Source organism: Streptomyces sp. WY228, from assembly GCF_019287315.1.
Lineage (GTDB): Bacteria > Actinomycetota > Actinomycetes > Streptomycetales > Streptomycetaceae > Streptomyces > Streptomyces caviscabies.
On record NZ_CP079114.1, the window covers coordinates 6,700,045 to 6,722,982 of the forward strand.

The window sequence follows — 22,938 nt, forward strand, 5'->3', positions numbered from 1 at the left end:
CGGGGGCCGGTCATCCTCTCGCTTCGGTGACGGGTGCCGCTTCGGTCGCGGCCGCTCCCGGGCCGGTGCCGTGGTAGGCGTCGCGGACCTCGGGGTGCGCCAGCACCTCCTGGGTCTCGCCGGTGACGAGCACCCTTCCGGCGGCCAGCACCGTGACCGTCGAGGCGATCTGGGCGACCACCTCGACGTGGTGCTCCACCAGGATGACCGCCACGCTCGCCGGCAGACCGCCGAGGATGCCGAGCAGCCGGCCGATGTCGCCGTCGGTCAGTCCGGCCGCGGGCTCGTCCAGGAGCAGCAGCCGGGGCGCGCCCGCCAGCGCGGCGGCGAGGTCGAGCATGCGGCGCTGCCCGTGCGAGAGCGTCGAGGCCGGGCGGCGGGCGAGGTCCGCCAGCCCCACGGTCTCCAGATGGCGGCCCGCGGACTCGGTGTGCTGCCGGTAGCGGGACGGGCTGCGCCATGCCCCGCGGCGCTTCGGATGGTGCGGCCAGCCGGCCAGGACGACATTGTCCAGCACCGACAACTCGGATATCACGGACGGCTGTTGAAAGCTGCGGGCGATGCCGAGGCGGCTGCGCCTGGCGGTGGATGTACGGGTGATGTCGGCGCCGTCGAGAGCGATCGTGCCGTGGTCGGGCCGGTCCGTGCCCGCGATGAGGTTGAGCAGGGTGGTCTTGCCCGCGCCGTTGGGGCCGATGACGGCGTGCCGGGCGCCCGCCGGGAGCCGGAGGCTGACGTCGTCGACCGCGGTGAGCGTGCCGTACCGGCGGGTGAGCCGGGTGAGGTCCAGCACGGGCGGCGGCGGGGCGGTAGCGGCGGCGGATGCCGGTGCCGCGGTGGTCGGTTCGGATGTCATGGGGAGACCTTCCCGGCGGGGGCCGAGGTGGGAACGGGCGTCGGCCGGTCCGGCGGCCGGGGCGCGTCGGAGGACGGTCCGCTGCCGCCGCCGGATCCGCCGCGCAGACCCGCGAGCCCGCGCGGCAGCACGTACACCGTGGCGACGAAGAGCACGCCGAGCAGCAGCGGTCCGTGGCCGGGCCAGGAACCGGCGACCCAGTCCCGGGTGGCGACGATGAGCCCGGCGCCCAACAGCGCGCCGATCACCGACGTCGTACCGCCGATGACCACCGCCAGCAGGGCGAACGCGGCGATCTCGAACCCGACGTCGGCGGGGGAGAGGTACTGCTGGACGGTCACCATCAGCGAACCGCCCACACCGGCCAGCGCGCCCGCGCAGATGTGGGCCACCAGCAGATAGCGCCCCACCGGATGCCCGGAGGCGCGCATCCGCGCCTCGGCGCCCCGGGTGCCCGTCAGCAGCTTCCCCGCCGGGGAGCGCAGGACGAGCAGGGTGAGGGCCACGGCGACGACGGCGACGACCAGCGCGTAGGTGTACAGCTCGCTCTCCGCCAGCATCCCCTCCCCGCCCCAGAGCGCCTGGGTGGCCGGGAAACCGACGAGTCCGTCGGCGCCGCCGGTCACGGACTTGAGCTGGTTGACGACCGCGCCGGTCAGCTCGCCGACGGCCAGCGTGATCATCAGGACGGTGGTGCCACGGGCCCGGATCACCGCAGGCCCCACCACCGCCGAGAAGACGGCGGCGGCGAGCGCCGAGAGGACGATCTGGACGGGGCCCACGGTCCACCCGGCGTCCGCGAGATTCGCGGTGGCGTACGCGCCCACGGCGAACGGCGCGGTCTGCCCCAGGGTGGGCAGCCCGGCGTAACCGGTGAGGATGGTGACGCTGACCGCGAGCAGCCCCAGGGCCAGCGCGGAACCGGCCAGCGAGATGCTGTACGCGTCGAGCAGGGCCGGCAGGGCGATGAGCACCACGAGCAGCACGAGCAGCGGAGCCGCCTGCCACCACGCGGCCCTGCCGGGCAGCCGGCCGACCCACGCCGGTGCCCGGTTCCCGCCCGCTCGGGGCGCCGTGGCGCTCCGGTCCGGGGCCCGGTCCTGACCTCGGCCCCGATCCGCCTCCGACGCCTTCGCCGTGGTCGTCGTCGGCCGTGCCGCACCGCCCGACGGCCGTCGCAGCCGTGCCGCGAGAGCGCCCCGCAGCCGGGCGACCGGGTCTGGAGCGGGGCCATCGGGTCCGTGCCCCGTCGCCGGTTCCGCGAAGCGGGAGCGCAGCACCAGCACCGCCGCCATCGCGGCGAAGAGCAGATACGGGGCCAGCTCGGGCGCCAGCGAGACGCCCAGCGTCTGTACCTCGCCCACGGCGACCGCCGCGAAGAAGGTCGCCCACAGCGAGCGCAGGCCGCCGAGCACGACCACCACCAGGGAGAGCATCAGCACGTTCTCGGACGTGCCGGGCCCGGGGCCGATGATCGGCGCCCCGAGCACACCCGCCGCCCCGGCCAGCGCACCCGCCGCCGCGAGGACGCCGGTGTGCACCGCCCGGGGGCTGAGCCCGGTGGCCGCGAGCATCTGCGGGTCGTCGGCGGCGGCCCGTACCGCCGCGCCCATCCGGGTCCGGGTCAGCACCCAGGTACCGAACGCGGCGAGCAGTACGGCCATCACGATGAAGCAGAGCCGGTAGGCGGGGTAGCGGTGCCCCAGCAGCGTCACCGAGGAGTCGAGGACCTCGGGTACGCGTACCGGGAGTTCGTCCGCCCCGAAGAACTGGACGAGCAGATCACCGCCGATCAGGGCGAGCCCGAACGTCAGCAGTGCCTGCGCGAGATGCCCACGCCGGGCGAGCGGAGCCGTCGCGGCGGACAGCCCCGCCCCGGCGACGCACGCCGCCGCTGTTCCGGCGACCAGGCCGAGGGCGAGCCCGCCCCAGGTCCCGTCGCTCAACTCGGCGCCGGTGTAGGCGCCGATCGCGTACAGCGTGCCGTGCGACAGATTCAGTACGCCCGCCGTGCCGAAGGCGAGGCTCAGACCGGCGGCGACCACGAACAGCAGCAGCCCGAAGGCCACTCCGTCCACCGCCGGTACGAGGTGGGCATCCAGGAGGTCCATGTCAGCTGCCGAGCGTCGCCAGGTCCTGGACCATGACGTTGGCCAGCTGGGAGCCGTCCGGCCGCACCTGGCGCAGGTACCACGTCTGCACCGGCGAGTGCGCCTTGTCGCCGAACTCCCAGGCGCCGCGCGGGCTGTCGATCTGGCCGAGACCCGCGATGGCCTTGTTGATGGTCTGCGGCGTCACGTCGCCGTCCTTCGCCGCGTCGGCGATCGCCTTGTCCAGCACGGCGGCCGCGTCGTACGACGACATCGCGTAGGTGGTGGGCTGGGTGTCGTGCTCCGCGGTCCAGTCGGCGGCGAACTTGCGGTTCGCCTCGTTGTCGAGGTCGGCCGCGTAGTTCAGGACGGAGTAGATGTCCTTGGCCGCCGGCCCCTGGGCCTGGAGCACGCTGCCCTCGGTGACGAACGCCGTGTACAGCGGCAGATCGGCGATGTCGGACTGGGCGTACTGCTTGGCGAAGTCGATCGCGGCCTTGCCGGCGTAGAAGCAGTACACCGCCTTGGCGTCCGTCTTGGCGATCTCCGCGAAGTACGGCATGAAGTTGGTCGTCTTCGGGAACGGCGTCCAGGTGGTCTTGCCGTCCGGATTGGCGAGCTCGCCCTTCACCCGCTTGAACTCATCGGTGAAGCCGCGGAGTTCGTCGTAACCACCCTGGTAGTCCGGGCCGATCGCGTAGACCGGGCCGTCGACCTTCTCCTTGATGTACGGAGCGATGGCCTTGCCCGGCTCGTCGGACAGGAAGCTCGTCGTCCACACGTACTCGATGTCCTTGACCGGCGGCCGGGCGTTCGACCCCAGGAAGGGGATCTTCGCCTGCTGGGTCAGGGGCAGCACCGCGTTGACCGAGCCGCCGCCGACGAAGCCCGTCAACACGTCGACCTTGTCCTTCTTGACCAGCTTGGTGGCCGCGGGCACGGCGGTCGGCGGGCCGTCGCCCTCGTCCGCCACGATGAGCTCGACCTTGCGGCCGCCCAGCTTGTTGCCGTGGGTGTCCAGATACAGCTTGAAGCCGTCCCGCAGCTCCGTGCCGACCGGCTCGTACGTGCCCGACAGGGAGGCCACCAGACCGACCTTCACGGTGTCGTCGGAGGAGCCGCTGTCGCCGCTGCACCCGGTGACGGCCGCGAGGCCGAGGGCGAGGGCGGCAGCGCCGACGGGACGGAATCTGCGGTGGCGGGGACTCGATGGTGTGAAGGGGAACATGAGGGCTCTCATCAGGGGTGGAGGGACAGCGGGCGGGGCGGGGGGCGGCAGGATCGAGGGGTCCCGGTCGGGACGGGGCGCGGCCGGGGGAGGCCGGGCCGGAGGTCAGCGCGCGGGCGGCAGGCTCGCGTCGCGGACCTGGGGGGACAGCGAGTCGCCGACCTGGTTGATCAGTTCGGACATCATGTAGCTGACCTCGCCGATGTCCGCGTCCCTGGTCGTGGTCACGAGCAGCGAGGCGCCGCTGGAGACGGCCATCGAGAACATGTAGCCGCCCTCCATCGCGGTGAGGCTGTGCTCCACGGGGTCGGTCTGGGTCAACTGGGCCGCTGCGGAGAGCAGGTTGACGATGCCGGACGCGATGGCGGCCAGCCGCTCGGCGTCGTCGCGTTCCACGCCGGCGTAGGCCAGCGCGAGTCCGTCCACGGACACCGCTATCGCCTGGGTGACTTCCGGGATGCGCCCGGCGAAATCGCTCAGGATCCAGCTCAGGTCGGAGGAGGTGGTCATTTCTCGGTCCGTTCGGTGTTGTCGTCCGGGGCGGAACGCCCCCGGTGGTTCGTGCTCCGGTTGATCCCCTGGGCGTAGGCCGCCAGTACGTCGGAGACCTGCCGGCTGTCCCGGCGGCGGGGCGACGGCCGCGGAGCAGCGGCGGCGGGCCGCTGTTCGGCGCCGCCCCGCTTGCCCCCGGCGGGCCACTGCTGCGGTGTTCTGCGCTGCCGCACCGGCAGCCCCGAGGAACTGACCCCGGCGACCCGCGACACCGGCTCGTCGTGCACGGGATGCGGCGCGGGAGCGGTGTCGTGCCCCCGTTCGTCCGTGGGGGCGGACGCGGGCACGGACGCCGTGTCGTGCCCGTGCTCACGCGTGGGTACGGCGCCGGGCGCGGTGTCGTGCCCCCGTTCACGGGCGATGACCCCCGAGCCGACCGGGGCGCCCCCGCGGCCGGGCCGGGCGTCCGTCGCGGTGGTCTGCCGCCGACCGCTCGGCCCCGGCGGTGTGACCGGGCGCGGCGCCTCGTAGCCGACATCGTTGCCGAGCTCGCTCTGCGACGGCGCCTGGACCTCCTTGAAGTCCAGGGCCAGCACCTTCGCGGGCAGCGTGACCTCGGCGATCGTGCCGGGGCCCGAGGAGTCGCGCAGCTCGACAACGATGCCGTGGCGCGCGGCGAGCCGGGCCACCACATGCAGACCCATGGACCGTACGTCGCCGATGCCCGCCTGCGGTTCGCGCAGCGCGGCGTTGTGGACCGCGCGGCGCTCCGCCGTGATGCCCACGCCCTCGTCGACGATCTGTACGACCGCCCGGTCCCACAGCCGCCAGACGGCGACCCCGACCTGCTTGTCCGGGGGCGAGTACCGGGTCGCGTTGTCGAGCAGCTCCGCCAGGATGTGCGCCACGTCGTGCACGGCGCGGGCGGTGACGCCGATCCCCGACTCGATCACGCCGAGCGAGACCCGGTCGAACCGCTCGATCTGCTGGGCGGCGGCCACGATGACGGTGGAGCACCCGACATCGGCCGAACGCACCCGGGCGTTGCCGTAACCACCCAGCACCAGCAGGTTGTTGGTGTTGCGCTCCATGCGGACCGCGAGGTGGTCGAGAGCGAAGAGGGTCTTCATCCGTACGGGGTCGGCCTCGTCGCGCTGCACGGTGTCCAGCTCGGACACCATGACCGCGGTCAACCGGGCTCCCCGGCGCGCGACCCCGACCAGCGTCTCGGCCAACTGCTCGTGCGCCTGAGCCTGTTGTGCGGCGAGGCGGACGGCCTCGTGGTGGACGGCGTTGAACGCCTCGCCGACCTCGCCGATCTCGTCCTGGCCCGTGGTCCTGACCGGGTCGCCGGTCCGCCGGGCCACCTCCTCGGGCGTCGCCCCGCGCAGCGCGCCGGGCCGGGACAGCTCGTTCATCACGGCGGGCAGCCCGGAGTGGGCGACCTCGTGCGCGGCGTTGCGCAGATCACGCAGCCGCCGGATCATGACACGGCCCAGGCGGATCGCGACGACGACGACGCCGACCAGCGTCAGGAGCACCAGGGCGACCTCCGCGCCGGCCGTCCAGACGAGGGTGGTGCGTACGTCGGAGACCTGGGCGTGGACGGCGGCGTCGACCCGCTTCTCCACCGAACGCAGCAGCTCCTGCCGGTCGTTGGCGGCCTTCTGCCACTCCTCGGGGGTGACCGTGATGTCCTTGCCGGTGCCCGTGCGGCCGATCTCGTCCTCCAGCCGGCGGGCCTCCAGCGCCTTCGCCCCGGAGAGGGTGCGCTCCAGCCAGGTCCGCCATTCGCCGGGCCCGAGGTCGAACATGACGCCGATCGACTCGGTGTAGCCCAGCCGGCCGGCGTCGAAGGTCCGCTGCGAAGCGGTCGTGAAACCGCCGGCGGCCTGGGCTCGCGCCACGGTGACCTGCTGCTGGGCGGTGTGCTCGGCGGCCTCCGACAGGGCGGCCGCGGCACGGATCCGGTCCGCGATGTCGGCGTCGACGCCGTCCGCCTGCGCGATGCCGTCGCGGTAGCTGTTGAGGTCGGCGATCACGATCCGATAGCCGAAGGCGAGCGCGGAGACGGTGCTGCTGCCCGAGCGCACCTGGGCGCGGAGCCCGGGCATCTCCTCGATGAAGCGCTCGATCCGGTCCAGGGCGCCCTGCGCGCTGCCGGGCACCGAGGAGAGACCCTTGGTCCGGCCGCGGAAGGTGGCGATGCTCTTGTCGGTGGCGCTCGTACGTATCCGGAAGGCTTCCGCGTCCCCCTGTTCGGAGATCAGGGCGGTGGCCGCTGCCCGCTCACGCTGTAACTGGTGGGCCAGCTCGCTCGCTCCGGCGGCGGCATCGACCATCGAGGTCAATCGGCCTGCCTGGAGTGCCTGGTTCGTCGCCGGTGCAAGGGCGAGAACCGAGAAGGTGACGGCGACGGTGAGCGGTGCGGTGACGAGGAGTACGAGGCGACGATTGATTTTCACTGCGCGGCTCCATGGCCGGAACCGGGCTCGAATATCGGTGACACTCAGATACCTGTTAACGGGTTGTGGGGGTGTCGGTGAGGACATGCCGACGGGGTCAGCGATGCTGGTGGGGCAGCAGAGGCCCCAGGGGCGCGCGGCATGATCCTATGCCGTAGTGCGCTCCTCCGGATGGGGGAATCTCTGAAAAATCTGCGCACCGGCCGCACAAAGGTGGCCTGACCTCGATCACAAGTGTGCCAAAAAAGAGAGTTATTGAGTCAACGCGGCGTGTCCGGACACCGCCCGGAGCCTCGATGGCGTCACCGCGAAGCGTCCATCCACGCCTCGATCCCGTCCGCGCCGCGCGGCAGTTCCGACGACAGGCACAGCGCGCCCTCGGCCGTGATGACGAAGTCGTCCTCGATCCGCACACCGATGCCGCGCAGCTCCTCGGGAAGCGTCAGATCGTCGGGCTGGAAGTACAACCCGGGCTCGACGGTGAGCACATGGCCCTCCTCCAGCACACCGCCCGGGTACGTCCCGCTGCGGGCGGCCGCGCAGTCGTGGCAGTCCAGGCCGAGCATGTGGCCCGTGCCGCAGACCGTGTAGCGCCGGTACAGGTCGGGCTCGTGCGGGATCGCCCCGCCGCCGGGCCGCAGACCCCAGGCGTCCAGCCCCTCGGCGATGACGCGCGTCGCGGCGTCGTGGAACGCGCCGTACGGCGCACCGGGCCGCAGGGCCGCGATGCCGGCCGACTGCGCCGCGAACACCAGGTCGTACACGCGCCGTTGGACATCGGTGAAACGGCCGCCGACCGGCAGCGTCCGGGTGACGTCCCCCGTGTAGAACGAGTCCGCCTCGACACCCGCGTCCAGCAGGAGCAGCTCCCCTTCCCGCACCGGACCGTCGTTGTGCATCCAGTGCAGCACGCACGCGTGCGCGCCGGCCGCCGCGATCGTCTCGAACCCCAGGCCGTAACCCTCCAGCCGGGCCCGCCGGTTGAAGGTGCCCTCGACCCACCGCTCACCTCGGGCGAGGCGGGTGGCGCGGGGCATTTCACCGACGACGTCCCGGAAGCCGGCGACCGTGTGCCCCACGGCGGCCCGCAGCTGCTCGATCTCCCACGCGTCCTTGACCAGCCGCAACTCCGAAAGGAACGACAACAGTTCGGCGTCGGCCGGTGCGGACGGCGGGACCAGAGCGTCGACGAACGCGTCCGTGCCGCGCCACCCGGGTAGGGACGCCGCCGCCGAGCGCCCGCTCCAGGCCGTCCCGGGCGGCCGCTTCGACGCCGAGTGCGTCGGCCGTCTCCCGGAGGGTGCGGCGGCGGCCGACCCAGAACTCGCCGTGCTGCCGGTCGCTGTAGAACTCCGACCCGGACGGACCGGCGTCGCGCGGTGACCGCGGCCGGGTGAACAGGGTGACCTCGTGCCCGCTGCCGGCGGGTTCGAAGAGGAGCACGCTGTCCGGCACCGCCGACGTCCCCTGCTCGGCGGTGAGATGAATGAACGCGGAATGCGGCCGGAAGGCGTAGTCGAAGTCATTGCTGCGGGTCCTGAGCCCGCCCGCCGGGACGACGATCCGCTCGCCGGGGAACCGCTCGGACACCGCCGCACGCCGCTTGGCCGCGCTCGCGGCCCCGGAGACGGGCGGAAGCCTTAGGCCCGTGTCCGCCCACCCCTGCCGAAAGACCTCGGCGACCACGGCCGGTACCTGACGGTCGTGACTCCTGGCCCCGCGCGAGCCGTCCCGCTGTTCCACCGCATGCCCTCCCGTCATCCGGCACCCGCGCATCAGGTGTCCGGCCCGTGTGCCCGTTCTCGTCGTCCCGTCGTCCCCTCGCCCCGTCGTCAGCCCCGCAGCCGGGCCATCCACGCCTCCACCTCGTCGGCGGCCCGCGGAAGGCCGGCCGAGAGGTTCTCGCTGCCGTCCTCGGTGACCAGGAAGTCGTCCTCGATCCGCACGCCGATGCCGCGCAGCTCCTCGGGTACGGTCAGATCGTCCGGCTGGAAGTACAGGCCGGGCTCCACGGTGAGCACCATGCCCGCCGCCAGCGTCCCGTCCACGTACAGCTCGGTGCGGGCCTTCGCGCAGTCGTGGACGTCCAGGCCGAGCATGTGCCCCGTACCGGCCAGCGTCCAGCGGCGGTGCAGCCCGAGTCCGTACGCCTCGTCCACCGACCGTCCGCCGAACAGGCCCCAGGAGGCCAGGTGTTCGGCCAGCACCCGCTGGGCGGCATGGTGGAAGTCCCGGTACTTCGCGCCGGGCCGGACCGCGGCGACACCGGCCGACTGCGCCGCGTACACCGCGTCGTACACCCGGCGCTGGACCGGCGTGAAGCGGCCGTCGACCGGCAGGGTGCGGGTGACGTCGGCGGTGTAGAGGTTGCGGCTCTCCACCCCGGCGTCGATCAGCAGCAGCTCGCCCGGACGGGCCTCGCCGTCGTTGCGGCCCCAGTGCAGGGTCGTGGCGTGCGGTCCCGCCGCGCAGACCGACGCGTAACCGACGTCGTTGCCGTCGATCCGCGCCCGCATCCAGAAGGTGCCCTCGACGACCCGCTCCGGGGTCGGTGTGTCCGTGCCGAGGGCGCGCACCACGTCCTCGAAGCCGCGGACGGTCGCCCGGCAGGCGTGCCGCAGGTCGGCGATCTCGAACGCGTCCTTGACCAGGCGCAGTTCGGACAGCGTGGCGCGGAACTCGGCGTCGCGCTCGGCGGTCACCCTGTCGTGGAGGGCGGCGTCGACGCCCGCGTCGTACCCGCGCAGCAGCCGAACGGGGCCGGAGGCCGTGGCGAGCCGCTCGGTGAGGGTGCGGACATCGCGGCAGGGCAGGCCGAGGAGCCGCTCGTTCTCGGTGAGGCTGTTGCGGCGGCCGTCCCAGAGCTCGCCGTGGTAGTCGCGCCAGAACTCGCCGTTCTCGCGGTCGGACCGGGGGAGCAGATAGGCGATGGCCCGGTGCTCGCCGCCGGGTCCGGGCTCCAGGACCAGCACGGAGTCCTGCGACTGGTCGCCCGTCAGGTGGACGTAGTCGGAGGACGGCCGGAACGGATAGTTCGTGTCGTTGGCGCGGACCTTCGGGTTTCCGGCGGGGACCACCAGGAGTTCACCGGGGAACCGGGCGGAGAGCGCCGCCCGGCGGTGTGCGGTGTACGCCGCCTGCGCGACGGGTGCAAGGTCATGACGCTCGGTGTCCGCCCAGCCCTGCCGCATGTTCTCGGTCAGCTCGCTGCTCACCTCCCCGTACAGGCCGTTCTTCCGCGCCCTGTTCTCGTCCGGCTCATCGGCCACGGCCTGCCCCTGACGCGCATCCGACATGCTCGTTCCTCCTTGACCGCGGACCGGAACTCGCAATGTACGGTGTGACATTGCACAAGACAAGAGGAGAGTCACCGCACCGCTTTCCCCTGGGCGGGTGCGGGTGCGGGTGCCCTCAGTCCTGCGGCGGGTTCCTGAGCAGCTTGCGCCGTTCTCGGTGGTTGGGGTGTCGGACGACCACACCGGCCGTGCCGCCGTCCCCGGTGAGCCGGATCAGGGGCGTGCCGGGGAGCCGGTCGGACGTGGTCTCGTCCTTCAGGCCGCCGAAGCCGGGATCCATGCCGCCGGTGTCCGCGGCCCAGCCGTCGGGGATGACGATCGTGACACCGGAGGTCTCCCCGTACGCCTCCACCGCCACCTCCGGGAGGCGGCACTCGACCCGGGTGAAGTCCAGCTTCACACCGCCCACGCCGCCGTGGGCGATCACCTGCCCGGGAACCTCCCAGCGCCCGGGGCCCCGGGACGCTCCGTACAGGCCGCCCTTGAGCACCAGAGGCGGCGCGCTCCCGGCCGGCTGCGGCCTCGGCAAGTCAGAGGTCAGCTCGGCGAGTTCGGCATGCGTCCTGGACCGCAGGGCCTGCTCCAGGCGCGAGTCGAGCTCGTCGAAACCGATGCGACCTTCGACGGCCGCTTCGCGCAGCAGCTCCACCACCGCTTCCCGGTCGTCGTGGGAGGCGCGGAGTTCCCCGAAGGGGACAGGGCGCGGAGCGGGCTCCGGAGGCGTTGCGGTCATGGTCGCCAGAATAGACAGACCGTTCGCGATCCAACGGGGCCGCTGCGCGCAGAAGCAGAGGTGACAACGGACCGGGCAGGGCGGAGTGCGCCGCCCGGACGCCTAACCGGCGCCCACGACCTGGTGCACGTCCTTACGCAGGTTCGGCGTGTCCGAGTCGATACACCAGTGAGCCTTTTCCGGCCTCACGTTGATGCGTGGTGAAGGAACAGGACGGCCTTCACGACGTCGGTGACTCGGTCGGTGCTGCAGTGGATTTTCCGCAGGAGGCGCCACCCCTTGAGGGAACGCCTTCGGCCGGATCGTCCTCATCGACTCGGTCAGGGAGGGGGCGACGGCGGACAGGGCCTCGGCGGCTCCACGTATGTAACGGTAGACAGTCCCGATCCCGGCGGCCGGTTGGGCGTAGGTGTCACCGCACCTCAGGTGGGCCAGGGCGAGCAGGGTCTGTCGCGAGGCGGGAAGGCGTCGCCACCGAGTCCCGCTCAGATGGCATGCTGCGGTGCTGTGCCCCTTGGGTTCAACGGGCACAGCACCCTGCCGATCAGATGTCCCGGAAGATCTCGATCTGCGCGCCCACCGAGTTGAGCCGCTCGGCCAGTTCCTCGTAACCGCGGTTGATCACATAGACGTTGCGGAGTACGGAGGTGCCCTCGGCCGCCATCATCGCCAGCAGCACCACCACGGCGGGCCGCAGGGCGGGCGGGCACATCATTTCGGCGGCGCGCCAGCGGGTCGGGCCCTCGACCAGGACCCGGTGGGGGTCGAGGAGTTGGAGGCGGCCGCCGAGGCGGTTGAGGTCGGTGAGGTAGATCGCGCGGTTGTCGTAGACCCAGTCGTGGATCAGGGTCTGGCCGTGCGCGGCGGCGGCGATCGCCGCGAAGAACGGGACGTTGTCGATGTTGAGGCCGGGGAACGGCATCGGGTGGATCTTGTCGATCGGGGCCTCCAGCTTGGAGGGCCGTACCGTCAGGTCCACCAGGCGGGTGCGCGCGTTGTCGGCGGCGTACTCCGGGGTGCGGTCGCAGTCGACGCCCATCTCCTCCAGGACCGCGAGTTCGATCTCCAGGAACTCGATCGGCACCCGGCGGATGGTGAGTTCGGACTCGGTCACCACCGCGGCGGCCAGCAGGCTCATCGCCTCGACCGGGTCCTCGGAGGGGGAGTAGTCCACGTCCACGTCGATCTGCGGGACCCCGTGCACGGTGAGCGTCGTGGTGCCGATGCCGTCGACCCGTACGCCCAGCGCCTCCAGGAAGAAGCACAGGTCCTGGACCATGTAGTTGGACGAGGCGTTGCGGATGACGGTCGTGCCGTCGTGCCGGGCGGCGGCCAGCAGGGCGTTCTCGGTCACCGTGTCGCCGCGCTCGGTCAGCACGATGGGGCGGCCCGGCGAGACGGAACGGTCGACCTGCGCGTGGTACAGGCCCTCCGTGGCCGCGATCTCCAGGCCGAACCGGCGCAGCGCGATCATGTGCGGCTCGATCGTGCGGGTGCCGAGGTCGCAGCCGCCCGCGTACGGCAGGGTGAACTGCTCCATCCGGTGCAGCAGCGGGCCCAGGAACATGATGATCGAGCGGGTGCGGCGCGCGGCGTCGGCGTCGATCGCCTCCATGTCCAGCTGCGCGGGCGGCACGATCTCCAGGTCCACGCCGTCGTTGACCCAGCGGGTGCGCACCCCGATGGAGTTCAGCACCTCCAGGAGCCGGAACACCTCCTCGATCCTGGCCACCCGGCGCAGCACCGTGCGGCCCTTGTTGAGGAGCGTGGCGCACAGCAGCGCGACGCAGGCGTTCTTGCTGGTCTTGACGTCGATGGCCCCGGAGAGCCGCCGGCCGCCGACGACCCGCAGATGCATGGGCCCGGCGTAACCGAGCGACACGATCTCGCTGTCGAGGGCTTCACCGATGCGGGCGATCATCTCAAGGCTGATGTTCTGGTTGCCGCGCTCGATGCGGTTGACGGCGCTCTGGCTCGTGGCGAGCGCCTCGGCCAGCTGGGTCTGTGTCCAGCCCCGGTGCTGGCGGGCGTCACGGATGAGCTTGCCGATACGTACGAGGTAGTCGTCTGACATGGCGGCAGGCTATCTCAGATATGAGATGAGGATGATGTGGGGGTGTGCCGTTCGAGTGACAGGTGTGTACCGGCTCCGCGTACGCCCGGTCTCTCCCATGGTTGCCCGCACGGGTGAGAAGGGCGCGGTCTGCGCGTCCGTACGGGGCTGCGGAGCGACGCCCTCCGCCTCGGCCCTCCGCCTCGGCCCTCCGGCTCCGCTCTCCGGCTCGGGCCCTCCGCCCCCCCCCGGGGCCTCCGCCCCCCCGGCCCTCAGCCCGCTCGGCCGTGCCGGCGGGCGGTGGCGCGCTTCCGGTGGGCGAGGCCGAGCTTGACCGGGACCAGCGCGAGCCAGCACCACATGGCCGCGACGGGGGAGACGAGGTAGGCGACCGGCACCGTCGCCGCGAAGAGCGCCGCGGTCGAGGCCAGGTCGGCGATGACCGCCCGCCCCACATCGCCCCGGGCGGCATCCGTCCCGTGCTCCGTCGCCCGCCTGCCGGTCAGGAACATCGCCAGCTCCAGCAGGTTCGTGACGGCGACCATGCCGGCGTACACGGCCACGGTCAGCGGACGCGCGGCGTATTCGGAGAGCAGGGCGGTCGGGAACGGTACGAGGGCGATGGCGCCGAGCCACATCAGCGCGAACCGCAGCGACACACCCTCGAAGCGCGGGACCAGCCGCACGATCAACCGGTGGTCGCGCCAGAACCCGGCCAGGATCGTGAAGCTCAGCGCGTACGCGCCGAGGTCCGGCAGCGCCTGCCGCACCGCATCGGTGAACTCGTCCTTGTCCAGGCCCGGTTCGATGTGGAGGTCGAGGACCAGCAGGGTCATCGCGATGGCGAAGATCCCGTCGGACAGGGTCGTCAGACGGTCCGCGCTCTTCTCGTCGGCCTGCTCGGCGGCGGCCCGGTCAGCACTCACCCGCCTCAGGGTGCGGGCGCGAGCAGGCTCCTGCCGTCATTACGCCGACGGGCGGCAAGCCGAACTGCGTGGCCGCCGAACTGCCTGGCGCCGAACCGCCGGGCGCCGGTCGCCGAACCGCCGGGTTACGGGGCGTCCAGGACGGCGGCCACGGCTTCGATCTCGACGAGCTGGTCGGCGTACCCGAGCACGGTGACGCCCATCAGGGTGCTGGGCACGTCGTGGTCGCCGAAGGAGTCCCGGACCACCTGCCAGGCGGCCACGAGATCCTCCTGCCGGGCCGACGCCACGAGGACCCGCGTGCTGATGACGTCCTCGGCCGTGGCGCCCGCGTCGGCGAGCGCGGTCCGCAGGTTCTCCATGGCCTTCGCCGCCTGGCCGGCGTAGTCGCCGACGGCCACGGTGGCGCCGTGCTCGTCGAGCGGGCACGAACCGGCCAGGAAGATCAGCCGCGACCCTGCGGGCGCCGTGGCGGCGTAGGCGTACTCGGCCACGTCGGAGAGGGTGCGGGAACGGATCAGCGAAACGGCGCTGGTGCGGGTCACGGTGGGTGTCTCCTGGCGGGGTGTACGAGGTGTACGAGGAGTAAGAGGAGTAAGAGGGGTGTACGAGGAGTAAGAGATGTACGGGGCGGGTTCTGGAGCACGTCATCCTTTCAGCGCGCTCCACACCCCGCTCCTCCTTTTCCGGCCGGTCCGGCATCCACCGGCGGGAAAAACCCCCGAGCCCCGGCGAGCGGCGTGCCACTAGGGTGGCCCGATGCCGTCGATCAAGCAGGTCCAGATCACCTTCGACTGTGCGTCGCCCTGGCGCGTAGCCCGCTTCTGGTGCGAGGTGCTGGGGTACGTCCTTCCGCCGGTGCCGGAGGGGTTCGCCACGTGGGACGCGTACGAACTCACCCTGCCGCCCGAGAAGCGGGACGCGGGAGCCGTCTGCCAGGACCCCACGGGGGTGGGCCCGCGGATGTACTTCCAGCGCGTTCCCGAGGGCAAGGTCGTCAAGAACCGGGTGCATCTCGACGTACGGGCCGGCACCGGCCTGGTGGGCGAGGAGCGCGTCGCCGTACTGGAGGCCGAAGGCGCGCGACTGATCCCGCTCGGGGCGACCCGGGTGGAAATGCTGGTCGCCGACGAGGAGAACGAGTCCTGCCTCGTGATGCAGGACGTCGAGGGCAACGAGTTCTGCCTCGACTGAACCGGACGGGGTGAGAGCTGCCGGAGAGATCCGGTCCGGCGTTCTCAGCCGTCGCCCGGAAGCTGCCGGGCGAAGCGGCGGACGGCGTCGGTGAAGGCGTCCGGGGCGTCGAAGTTCGCGAGATGCCCGGCCCGGGGGATCAGTTCGACACGGGCGTCCGGGTGCGCGCGGGCGAAGTCCGCCTCGCCGGACCGGAAGACGGTGTCCTGCTCGCCGTTGAGGATCAGCGCCGGAGCCGCCACATGGCGCATCGCTCCCGCGTCGAAGCGTCCCAGCACCTCGCCCCAGGCGGCGGGCAGGGTGTGGAAGGCGTAGCCGGACCGGATGGTCGCCTCCACCACGCCCTTCGGGTAGTGCCGCAGCAGCAGCCGGTCGTTCCACCGGGTCAGCCGGTCCGCCGGTATCCGGGGAACCAGCCCGGCGACCCACCGGTACGGCGTCGCCCACGGCCCCCGGGTGGAGGCGCTGGCACCCGCGAGGACCAGTCCGCGCAACCGCTCCGAACGCCGCCGGGCGAACTCCAGCGCGACATATCCGCCGAGCGAGTGCCCGACGACCAGGGCCGGCCCGCGGCCGAGCGCGTCCACGGCGCGGGCGACGACCTCGGCCGCGGCGCCCAGGCTCCAGGGCTCGGCCGAGCGTGCGCCGTGGCCCGGCAGGTCGACGGCGGCCACCGGGAATTCCTCCCGGAGCGCGGCGAGTTGTGTACTCCACTGTCCCGCGCTGAAGCGTGTCCCGTGCACGAAGACGATCGGTGGTGCGTCCGCTGCCGTCATCAGGCCCCCGGTGATGTCGTACTCACCGGGACTCTATCGGCGACTCCGTCGCAGGCCCGGAACGGATGCGTGATCCGGCCTCTCCGGTCCCTCCGGCCTCTCCGGTCCCTCTGGCCTCTCCGGCTTCTCCAGTCCCTCCGGTGCTCCGGTCCCCCAGTGCTCCGGGGCGCTCTCGCGGGTCTGCGATAGGTTGCCCGCCATGCCCGAACTCGGATCCGTCCCCCGGCCGCCCGTACCGATCGCGACCGAGCGGCTCCTGCTCCGCGAGCCCGAGGCCCGGGACCGGCCGGCGTTCGTCGAGCTGCTGTCCTCGCCGGAGGTGGGCGCCTATCTGGGTGGCGCCCGGCCGCGTGACGAGCTGGAGCGCGCGATACCCGCGGCGCCCGCACGGCGTTCCGGCCTCTTCGTGGTCGACCTCGACGGGGCGATGATCGGCCAGGTCACGCTCACCAGGGATTCGGGGCACCTCGCCCGCGCTGCCGGGAGGGCCGAGCTCGGCTACCTCTTCCTGCCGCAGGCGTGGGGGTACGGGTACGCCGCCGAGGCCTGCGCCGCGGTGCTCGGCTGGTTCGCCGGCGCGGTGCCCGGTGAGCCGGTGGTGCTCGCCACCCAGACCGCCAACGCCCGCTCGATGCGCCTCGCGGAAAGGCTGGGGTTCATCGAGGTGGAGCGGTTCGAGGCCTACGGTGCCGAGCAGTGGTTCGCCGAGTGGTCCTCGGGCACGACACCCGGCCGAACGCCGGTCAGGGGCACCTGGGCATGACCGAGCGGCGGCTATGTACTAGAGTTATCTCGACATCGAGATATCTGCCGAGGCGCACCACAGCCGCCGCCCGGTAAGGGTTACCTAACTAAGCCTTACCTTAGCGGATGGCCGGGGCCGTAGGTGGCAAAACGCGGCGCCGGCTGCCAATGAGGCGCGGCGCGGTAGACGCGCACATTGAAGAAGGAGACTGTCGTGTCGGCGAACAGCTTCGACGCCCGCAGCACGCTGCGCGTGGGCGACGAGTCGTACGAGATCTTCAAGCTGGACAAGGTAGAGGGCTCCGCGCGCCTCCCGTACAGCCTGAAGGTCCTGCTGGAGAACCTGCTCCGTACCGAGGACGGCGCGAACATCACCGCCGACCACATCCGGGCCATCGGCGGCTGGGACTCCCAGGCGCAGCCCAGCCAGGAGATCCAGTTCACGCCGGCCCGCGTGATCATGCAGGACTTCACCGGCGTTCCCTGTGTCGTGGACCTCGCCACCATGCGTGAGGCCGTCAAGGAGCTCGGCGGAGACCCGGCGAAGATCAACCCGCTGGCCCCGGCCGAGCTGGTCATCGACCACTCCGTCATCGCCGACAAGTTCGGCACGAAGGACGCCTTCGGCCAGAACGTCGAGCTGGAGTACGGCCGCAACAAGGAGCGCTACCAGTTCCTGCGCTGGGGCCAGACCGCCTTCGACGAGTTCAAGGTCGTCCCCCCGGGCACCGGCATCGTCCACCAGGTGAACATCGAGCACCTGGCGCGCACGGTCATGGTCCGCAACGGCCAGGCCTACCCCGACACCCTCGTCGGCACCGACTCGCACACCACCATGGTCAACGGCCTCGGCGTGCTGGGCTGGGGCGTCGGCGGCATCGAGGCCGAGGCCGCGATGCTCGGCCAGCCGGTCTCCATGCTCATCCCGCGCGTCGTCGGCTTCAAGCTGACCGGCGAGCTCCCGGCCGGCACCACCGCCACCGACCTCGTGCTGACCATCACCGAGATGCTCCGCAAGCACGGTGTCGTCGGCAAGTTCGTCGAGTTCTACGGTGAGGGCGTCGCCGCCACCTCGCTGGCCAACCGCGCCACCATCGGCAACATGTCGCCGGAGTTCGGCTCCACCGCCGCGATCTTCCCGATCGACGACGAGACGCTGAACTACCTGCGTCTGACCGGCCGCGACGCCCAGCAGGTCGCCCTCGTCGAGGCGTACGCCAAGGAGCAGGGCCTCTGGCTGGACCCGGCCGCCGAGCCGGACTTCTCCGAGAAGCTGGAGCTCGACCTCGCCACGGTCGTCCCCTCCATCGCCGGCCCGAAGCGCCCGCAGGACCGCATCGTCCTCGCGAACGCCAAGGCGCAGTTCGCCCAGGACGTCCGCAACTACGTCGCCGACGACGAGGAGGCGGGCAAGGAGTCCTTCCCGGCCTCCGACTCCCCGGCGTCCTCCAACGGCGTCCCGTCGAAGCCGACCACCGTCACGGCCCCCGACGGCTCCACGTACGAGATCGACCACGGCGCCGTCACCGTCGCCGCGATCACCTCCTGCACCAACACCTCGAACCCCTACGTCATGGTCGCCGCCGCGCTCGTGGCGAAGAAGGCCGTCGAGAAGGGCCTGACCCGCAAGCCGTGGGTCAAGACCACCCTCGCCCCGGGCTCGAAGGTCGTCACCGACTACTTCGACAAGGCGGGCCTGACCCCGTACCTCGACAAGGTCGGCTTCAACCTCGTCGGCTACGGCTGCACCACCTGCATCGGCAACTCCGGTCCGCTGCCGGAGGAGGTCTCCAAGGCGGTCAACGAGAACGACCTCGCGGTCACCTCGGTGCTCTCCGGCAACCGCAACTTCGAGGGCCGGATCAACCCCGACGTCAAGATGAACTACCTGGCGTCCCCGCCGCTGGTCGTCGCGTACGCCATCGCCGGTTCGATGAAGGTCGACATCACCAAGGACGCCCTCGGCGTCGACCAGGACGGCAAGCCGGTCTACCTGACCGACATCTGGCCCTCCGAGGCCGAGGTCAACGACGTCGTGGCGAACGCCATCGGCGAGGACATGTTCAACAAGTCCTACCAGGACGTCTTCGCGGGCGACGCCCAGTGGCAGGCGCTGCCGATCCCGACCGGCAACACCTTCGAGTGGGACTCCGAGTCCACCTACGTGCGCAAGCCCCCGTACTTCGAGGGCATGACGATGGAGACGACCCCGGTCGAGGACATCACCGGCGCCCGGGTGCTCGCCAAGCTCGGCGACTCGGTCACCACCGACCACATCTCCCCGGCCGGCGCCATCAAGGCCGACACCCCGGCGGGCAAGTACCTCACGGAGCACGGCATCGAGCGCCGTGACTTCAACTCCTACGGCTCGCGCCGCGGTAACCACGAGGTCATGATCCGCGGCACGTTCGCCAACATCCGCCTGCGCAACCAGATCGCGCCGGGCACCGAGGGCGGCTACACCCGCGACTTCACCCAGGCCGACGGTCCGGTGTCGTTCATCTACGACGCCTCGCAGAACTACCAGGCCGCCGGCACCCCCCTCGCGATCCTCGCGGGCAAGGAGTACGGCTCCGGCTCGTCCCGCGACTGGGCCGCCAAGGGCACCGCGCTCCTCGGCGTCAAGGCCGTCATCGCCGAGTCCTACGAGCGCATCCACCGCTCGAACCTCATCGGCATGGGCGTCCTCCCGCTCCAGTTCCCCGAGGGACAGAACGCCGAGACCCTCGGTCTCACCGGCGAGGAGGCCTTCTCCTTCACCGGCGTCACCGAGCTGAACAACGGCACCACCCCCCGTACGGTCAAGGTCACCACCGACACCGGTGTGGAGTTCGACGCGGTCGTCCGCATCGACACCCCCGGCGAGGCGGACTACTACCGCAACGGCGGCATCCTGCAGTACGTGCTCCGCAGCCTGATCCGCAGCTAGCCGATCCGGCGGCCGGCGGCCGACTGAAGAAGGGCCGCACCCGGGACCTCCCGGGGTGCGGCCCTTCCGCCGTGCTGGGCCCTCGGGTCAGCCGGTCATCGCTTCGCGCTCGACCCGGTCGATCCGGCACTTCGTGCCCGCCGGCACCTCGCCGACGCCCTGGGCCTCGATCCTGGCGGTCGCGCCGGGGGCGACGTCGTCGTCCGTCACCGCGAGGCCCTCGGTCACCACATCGCCGTCACGGTCGAGGAACGAGACGAAGACGACGTAGGACGCCGTGCTCGTGCTCCCGTTCACCACCTTGATGTCGGCGGAGATCCAGTTGATCAGCGCGTCCCGCGTGCACTTCGTGATCGTGGCGTCCTGCTCGGCGGGTGGCCCGTCGTCCTCCGGCGCCTCGAAGTCCCCGGACTCCCCGAAGTCCTCGGCGTCCTCCAGCTCGTCGAACTCCTCCCAGCCCTCGCCGTCCCCCGGCCCCGTCGTGTCGTACCGCGACGTCACCCGGTCCTCGGTCCGGGCGAAGGACTCCGAGGCCTCCTGCATGAACGCGTAGACCAGGGCCGCCGTCGCACCGGTGACGACGAGCCCGCCGATCAGGGACAGCGTCACGATCAGCCCCGTACGCCGCTGCCCTCGCGGCGGCGCGGCGGGCGGCGCCCACGGCGAGGACGGCTGGGCGAACGCGGGCTGTTGCGGTTCCTGAGCCGCCTGCGGCTCCGGATCGGGCGGCGGAGGCGGAAAAGCGTCGGACATGAGGTCCCCCCACGGGAAATCGATCAGGTGAAGGCCCAACCGTACGTGCCTCCGGCGCACCGCCGCTCCCGGGTGCGATCGTGGGCCGGGGACCCGGACCCGCGGTCCTCACCCGTCCCACCCCCACCACCGGCACCGTCTGTACAGAAAGCGAACGGACCCCATGGGCGAGCTGATCCTCATCCGGCACGGCGAGACCGAGTGGTCCCGCTCCGGACAGCACACGAGCTGGACCGATCTTCCCCTCACCGACGGCGGCGAGCGCCAGGCCCGCGCGCTCGTCCCGCTGCTGGCCGACCGGCACATCGGGCTCACGCTCGTCAGTCCGATGATCCGGGCCCGCCGCACCGCCGAACTGGCCGGACTCGCCGAGCCCCGGGTCACCCCGGAGCTGCGGGAGTGGGACTACGGCGGGTACGAGGGCGTCACCACCCGGGAGATCCGCCGCACCCGGCCGTTCTGGAACCTGTGGACCGACGGCGTCGACCCCGGCTCCGACGAGCACCCCGGCGAGAGCCCCGCCCAGATCGGGCAACGGGCCGACCAGGTGCTCGCGGGCGTCCGGTCGGCCGCCGAGGAGGTCGCGGACGACGAGGACATCGCGCTCGTCGCGCACTCGCACTTCCTGCGCGTCCTCACCGCCCGCTACCTCGGCCTGACCCCGGCCGAGGGGCGGCTCTTCCAGCTCGCCACCGGCGCCGTCTCCCGGCTCGGCACCGAACACGGCCGACCGGTCGTCGTCGCACTCAACGTGGCCCTGCCGGAGAGCCTGCAGGGGGCTTGAACCCAGGGGCTCGAACCGCGGGGGCTCGAACAGAAGGGCCGCCGCCCATCCTCTTCGGATACGAGGATGGGCGGCGGCCCTCGTGCGCTCTCGGGCGCGGGTTCAGTACTGCTGAGGCTGCTGCTTCTTGCCGATCACGTTGGCCACGGCGAAGGCGCCCCCCGCGGCCACGACCAGACCCACGAGGGCGACGCCGCCGTTGAGGCGATGCCACCAGAACTTGTGCGGGGCCAGCGGCTCGTTCTCCAGCACCAGTTCGAGCAGATCGACACCGCCGGCGTCGAGCAGCGTGAACACATAGCCGTTGGCGACGCCGAAGTACGCGGCCAGCGCGGCCAGGATCGCGGCCCACACCTGCGGTCCGGCCCCACGGCCCCCGGTGCGGCCCACCACCGCGCCCACGCCCACCGCGAGCGCGGCCGCGAGGACCAGGTAGCTCGCCTGGAGGCCCACCCGGGACAGGTCCTTGTGGGTGGCCAGCAGGATGCCCGAGTACACCAGCCCGAGGGCTCCCGAGACGAGCAGCCCGAGGAAGAAGGCCTTGCCCGCCCGCGGGCCGCCGGCGGGCCGGAAGCCCTGCTGGTAGGGGGAGCCCCAGCCCTGCTGCATCGGCTGCTGGGGAGGGTAGGGGGCGGCCGGGTAGCCGTACCCCGGCTGCTGCTGCGGTGCGGGCTGACCGTACGGGTTGTGCTGCGGTGGCTGTGGCTGCCAGGGCTGGCTCAAAGTCGTCCCCCGATGTGAATGCGTTGCCCACACATGAGTGTGCGAGCGGCCCAAACTACCAAGGCCTCGGCTCGTGCCACACACGGCGCTCGGGCCGTGAGCGACTGCGATTCCGGTGGCGTGATCCGGTAGCCTGCGCCGGGCCCGTCGCCGTTCGGCGAACGGACCGCACCAGCCGAATCCGCTTCGACTGAGCCAGCTACGCATTCATTTCGGGGGATCATCACATGCGTGTTCGTCGCGCCGTCGGCGCAGCAACTCTCGCACTCACCGCCGCCATCGCTCTCTCCGGCTGCACCGACAACCCGAGCGACAAGGCCTTCGGCGGCCTCGGCGACGCTCCTGTGCAGCCGAGCATGCCGAATCCGTCGTTCTCGTTGCGGCCGAGCGGACTGCCCGACGTTCCGGGCGCCTCGTCGGGCGGATCGAGCGGTTCCGGAGGGCTCACCTCCGGAGGGCTCTCCTCCGGCGGAAGCGGCGGAAGCGGCGGCAGCACGTCGGGCGGCACCACCGGTGGCAGCGGCGGCAGCGGTCCGACGTCGCGGCCGCAGTACAACGCGCCCGCCAACAGCGAGGTCATCGGCGAGAACTGCAGCTACCAGCGCTCCACCGGACGGATCACCTACGAGGTCGACATCCAGAACGCGTCCACCGAGTTCGCCTACCGGTACAACTTCACGGTGCAGTTCAGGGTCGGCAAGTACCCCAACTCCACCGTCGCGAGCAAGAGCATCAGTTCTCAGTACAAGACGGTGACCGTCACTCCGGGCGGCGACCGGTCCATCTCGCTCCACGCCTCGCACCCCACCAACGACCGGCTCGTCTACTCGTGCCAGGTGACCTCGGCCCGCAAGTCCCCGGCGTCGTAACGCAAAAGGAAGGGGCGGGAGTGGCTC

General features: G+C 71.7%; 18 protein-coding genes and 2 pseudogenes. 5 read left to right on the forward strand and 15 right to left on the reverse strand.

Annotated features, from left to right (window positions below; genetic code table 11):
• Positions 1-10 precede the first annotated feature (10 nt).
• The 12 genes and pseudogenes from KV381_RS29340 to KV381_RS29395 form a co-directional block, all read right to left on the reverse strand.
• Positions 11-856 (reverse strand): ABC transporter ATP-binding protein, encoded by an 846-nt coding sequence (locus KV381_RS29340; protein ID WP_030079799.1) that lies wholly within the window; start codon positions 854-856, stop codon positions 11-13.
• The gene (locus tag KV381_RS29345; protein WP_030079797.1) at positions 853-2,967 is read right to left on the reverse strand and encodes an ABC transporter permease; all 2,115 of its coding nucleotides are present in this window, start codon (positions 2,965-2,967) and stop codon (positions 853-855) included. Before KV381_RS29345 ends, KV381_RS29340 begins: the two co-directional genes overlap by 4 nt.
• A gap of 1 nt (position 2,968) precedes the next feature.
• Positions 2,969-4,174, reverse strand: coding sequence for an ABC transporter substrate-binding protein (locus KV381_RS29350; RefSeq protein ID WP_030079795.1), 1,206 nt, complete (start codon positions 4,172-4,174; stop codon positions 2,969-2,971).
• Positions 4,175-4,279: 105 nt separating this feature from the next.
• Positions 4,280-4,684, reverse strand: a complete 405-nt coding sequence (locus KV381_RS29355; protein WP_030079793.1) for a roadblock/LC7 domain-containing protein — start codon at positions 4,682-4,684, stop codon at positions 4,280-4,282.
• Entirely contained in the window at positions 4,681-7,131 is a 2,451-nt protein-coding gene (locus KV381_RS29360) for a nitrate- and nitrite sensing domain-containing protein (RefSeq protein WP_218786718.1), read from the reverse strand. Before KV381_RS29360 ends, KV381_RS29355 begins: the two co-directional genes overlap by 4 nt.
• 302 nt (positions 7,132-7,433) lie before the next feature.
• Positions 7,434-8,892, reverse strand: a pseudogene (locus tag KV381_RS29365) (aminopeptidase P family protein).
• 71 nt (positions 8,893-8,963) lie between these two features.
• The gene (locus KV381_RS29370; protein WP_218786719.1) at positions 8,964-10,427 is read right to left on the reverse strand and encodes an aminopeptidase P family protein; all 1,464 of its coding nucleotides are present in this window, start codon (positions 10,425-10,427) and stop codon (positions 8,964-8,966) included.
• A 115-nt stretch (positions 10,428-10,542) separates the two neighbouring features.
• Positions 10,543-11,160, reverse strand: coding sequence for a DUF1707 domain-containing protein (locus KV381_RS29375; protein WP_218786720.1), 618 nt, complete (start codon positions 11,158-11,160; stop codon positions 10,543-10,545).
• Between the two features lie 285 nt (positions 11,161-11,445).
• Positions 11,446-11,643: pseudogene (locus KV381_RS36720) on the reverse strand (IS5/IS1182 family transposase); the annotation flags it as partial.
• A 61-nt stretch (positions 11,644-11,704) separates the two neighbouring features.
• A complete protein-coding gene (locus tag KV381_RS29385) occupies positions 11,705-13,234 on the reverse strand; it encodes a UDP-N-acetylglucosamine 1-carboxyvinyltransferase (RefSeq protein WP_030079782.1) in 1,530 nt (509 codons plus the stop codon).
• A 251-nt stretch (positions 13,235-13,485) separates the two neighbouring features.
• A complete protein-coding gene (locus tag KV381_RS29390; protein WP_218786721.1) occupies positions 13,486-14,139 on the reverse strand; it encodes a TMEM175 family protein in 654 nt (217 codons plus the stop codon).
• Between the two features lie 125 nt (positions 14,140-14,264).
• On the reverse strand, positions 14,265-14,684 hold the full coding sequence (locus KV381_RS29395; RefSeq protein ID WP_030079780.1) for a RidA family protein: 420 nt from the start codon (positions 14,682-14,684) through the stop codon (positions 14,265-14,267).
• A gap of 214 nt (positions 14,685-14,898) precedes the next feature.
• Here KV381_RS29395 and KV381_RS29400 point away from each other — a divergent pair, with 214 nt between their 5' ends.
• Positions 14,899-15,333 (forward strand): VOC family protein, encoded by a 435-nt coding sequence (locus KV381_RS29400; protein ID WP_030079778.1) that lies wholly within the window; start codon positions 14,899-14,901, stop codon positions 15,331-15,333.
• A 44-nt stretch (positions 15,334-15,377) separates the two neighbouring features.
• Here KV381_RS29400 and KV381_RS29405 read toward each other — a convergent pair whose 3' ends face one another.
• Positions 15,378-16,109, reverse strand: a complete 732-nt coding sequence (locus KV381_RS29405) for an alpha/beta fold hydrolase (protein ID WP_218786722.1) — start codon at positions 16,107-16,109, stop codon at positions 15,378-15,380.
• 199 nt (positions 16,110-16,308) lie between these two features.
• On the opposite strand from KV381_RS29405, the gene KV381_RS29410 reads away from it, so the two are divergent.
• Together KV381_RS29410 and acnA are read left to right on the forward strand one after the other, a co-directional pair.
• Complete coding sequence (locus tag KV381_RS29410) at positions 16,309-16,872, forward strand: GNAT family N-acetyltransferase (protein WP_218786723.1); 564 nt, start codon at positions 16,309-16,311, stop codon at positions 16,870-16,872.
• Positions 16,873-17,067: 195 nt separating this feature from the next.
• Positions 17,068-19,782 carry an aconitate hydratase AcnA gene (gene acnA / locus KV381_RS29415; protein WP_030631755.1) on the forward strand — a complete coding sequence of 905 codons (2,715 nt, stop codon included), beginning with the start codon at positions 17,068-17,070 and terminating at the stop codon, positions 19,780-19,782.
• 87 nt (positions 19,783-19,869) lie between these two features.
• On the opposite strand, the gene KV381_RS29420 is transcribed toward acnA, so the two are convergent.
• Complete coding sequence (locus KV381_RS29420) at positions 19,870-20,535, reverse strand: hypothetical protein (protein WP_218786724.1); 666 nt, start codon at positions 20,533-20,535, stop codon at positions 19,870-19,872.
• 163 nt (positions 20,536-20,698) lie between these two features.
• On the opposite strand from KV381_RS29420, the gene KV381_RS29425 reads away from it, so the two are divergent.
• Complete coding sequence (locus KV381_RS29425) at positions 20,699-21,319, forward strand: histidine phosphatase family protein (protein WP_030631761.1); 621 nt, start codon at positions 20,699-20,701, stop codon at positions 21,317-21,319.
• A 102-nt stretch (positions 21,320-21,421) separates the two neighbouring features.
• On the opposite strand, the gene KV381_RS29430 is transcribed toward KV381_RS29425, so the two are convergent.
• Entirely contained in the window at positions 21,422-22,042 is a 621-nt protein-coding gene (locus KV381_RS29430; RefSeq protein ID WP_218786725.1) for a hypothetical protein, read from the reverse strand.
• Between the two features lie 227 nt (positions 22,043-22,269).
• Here KV381_RS29430 and KV381_RS29435 point away from each other — a divergent pair, with 227 nt between their 5' ends.
• Entirely contained in the window at positions 22,270-22,911 is a 642-nt protein-coding gene (locus KV381_RS29435) for a hypothetical protein (protein WP_050505009.1), read from the forward strand.
• The last annotated feature ends 27 nt before the right edge of the window (positions 22,912-22,938 follow it).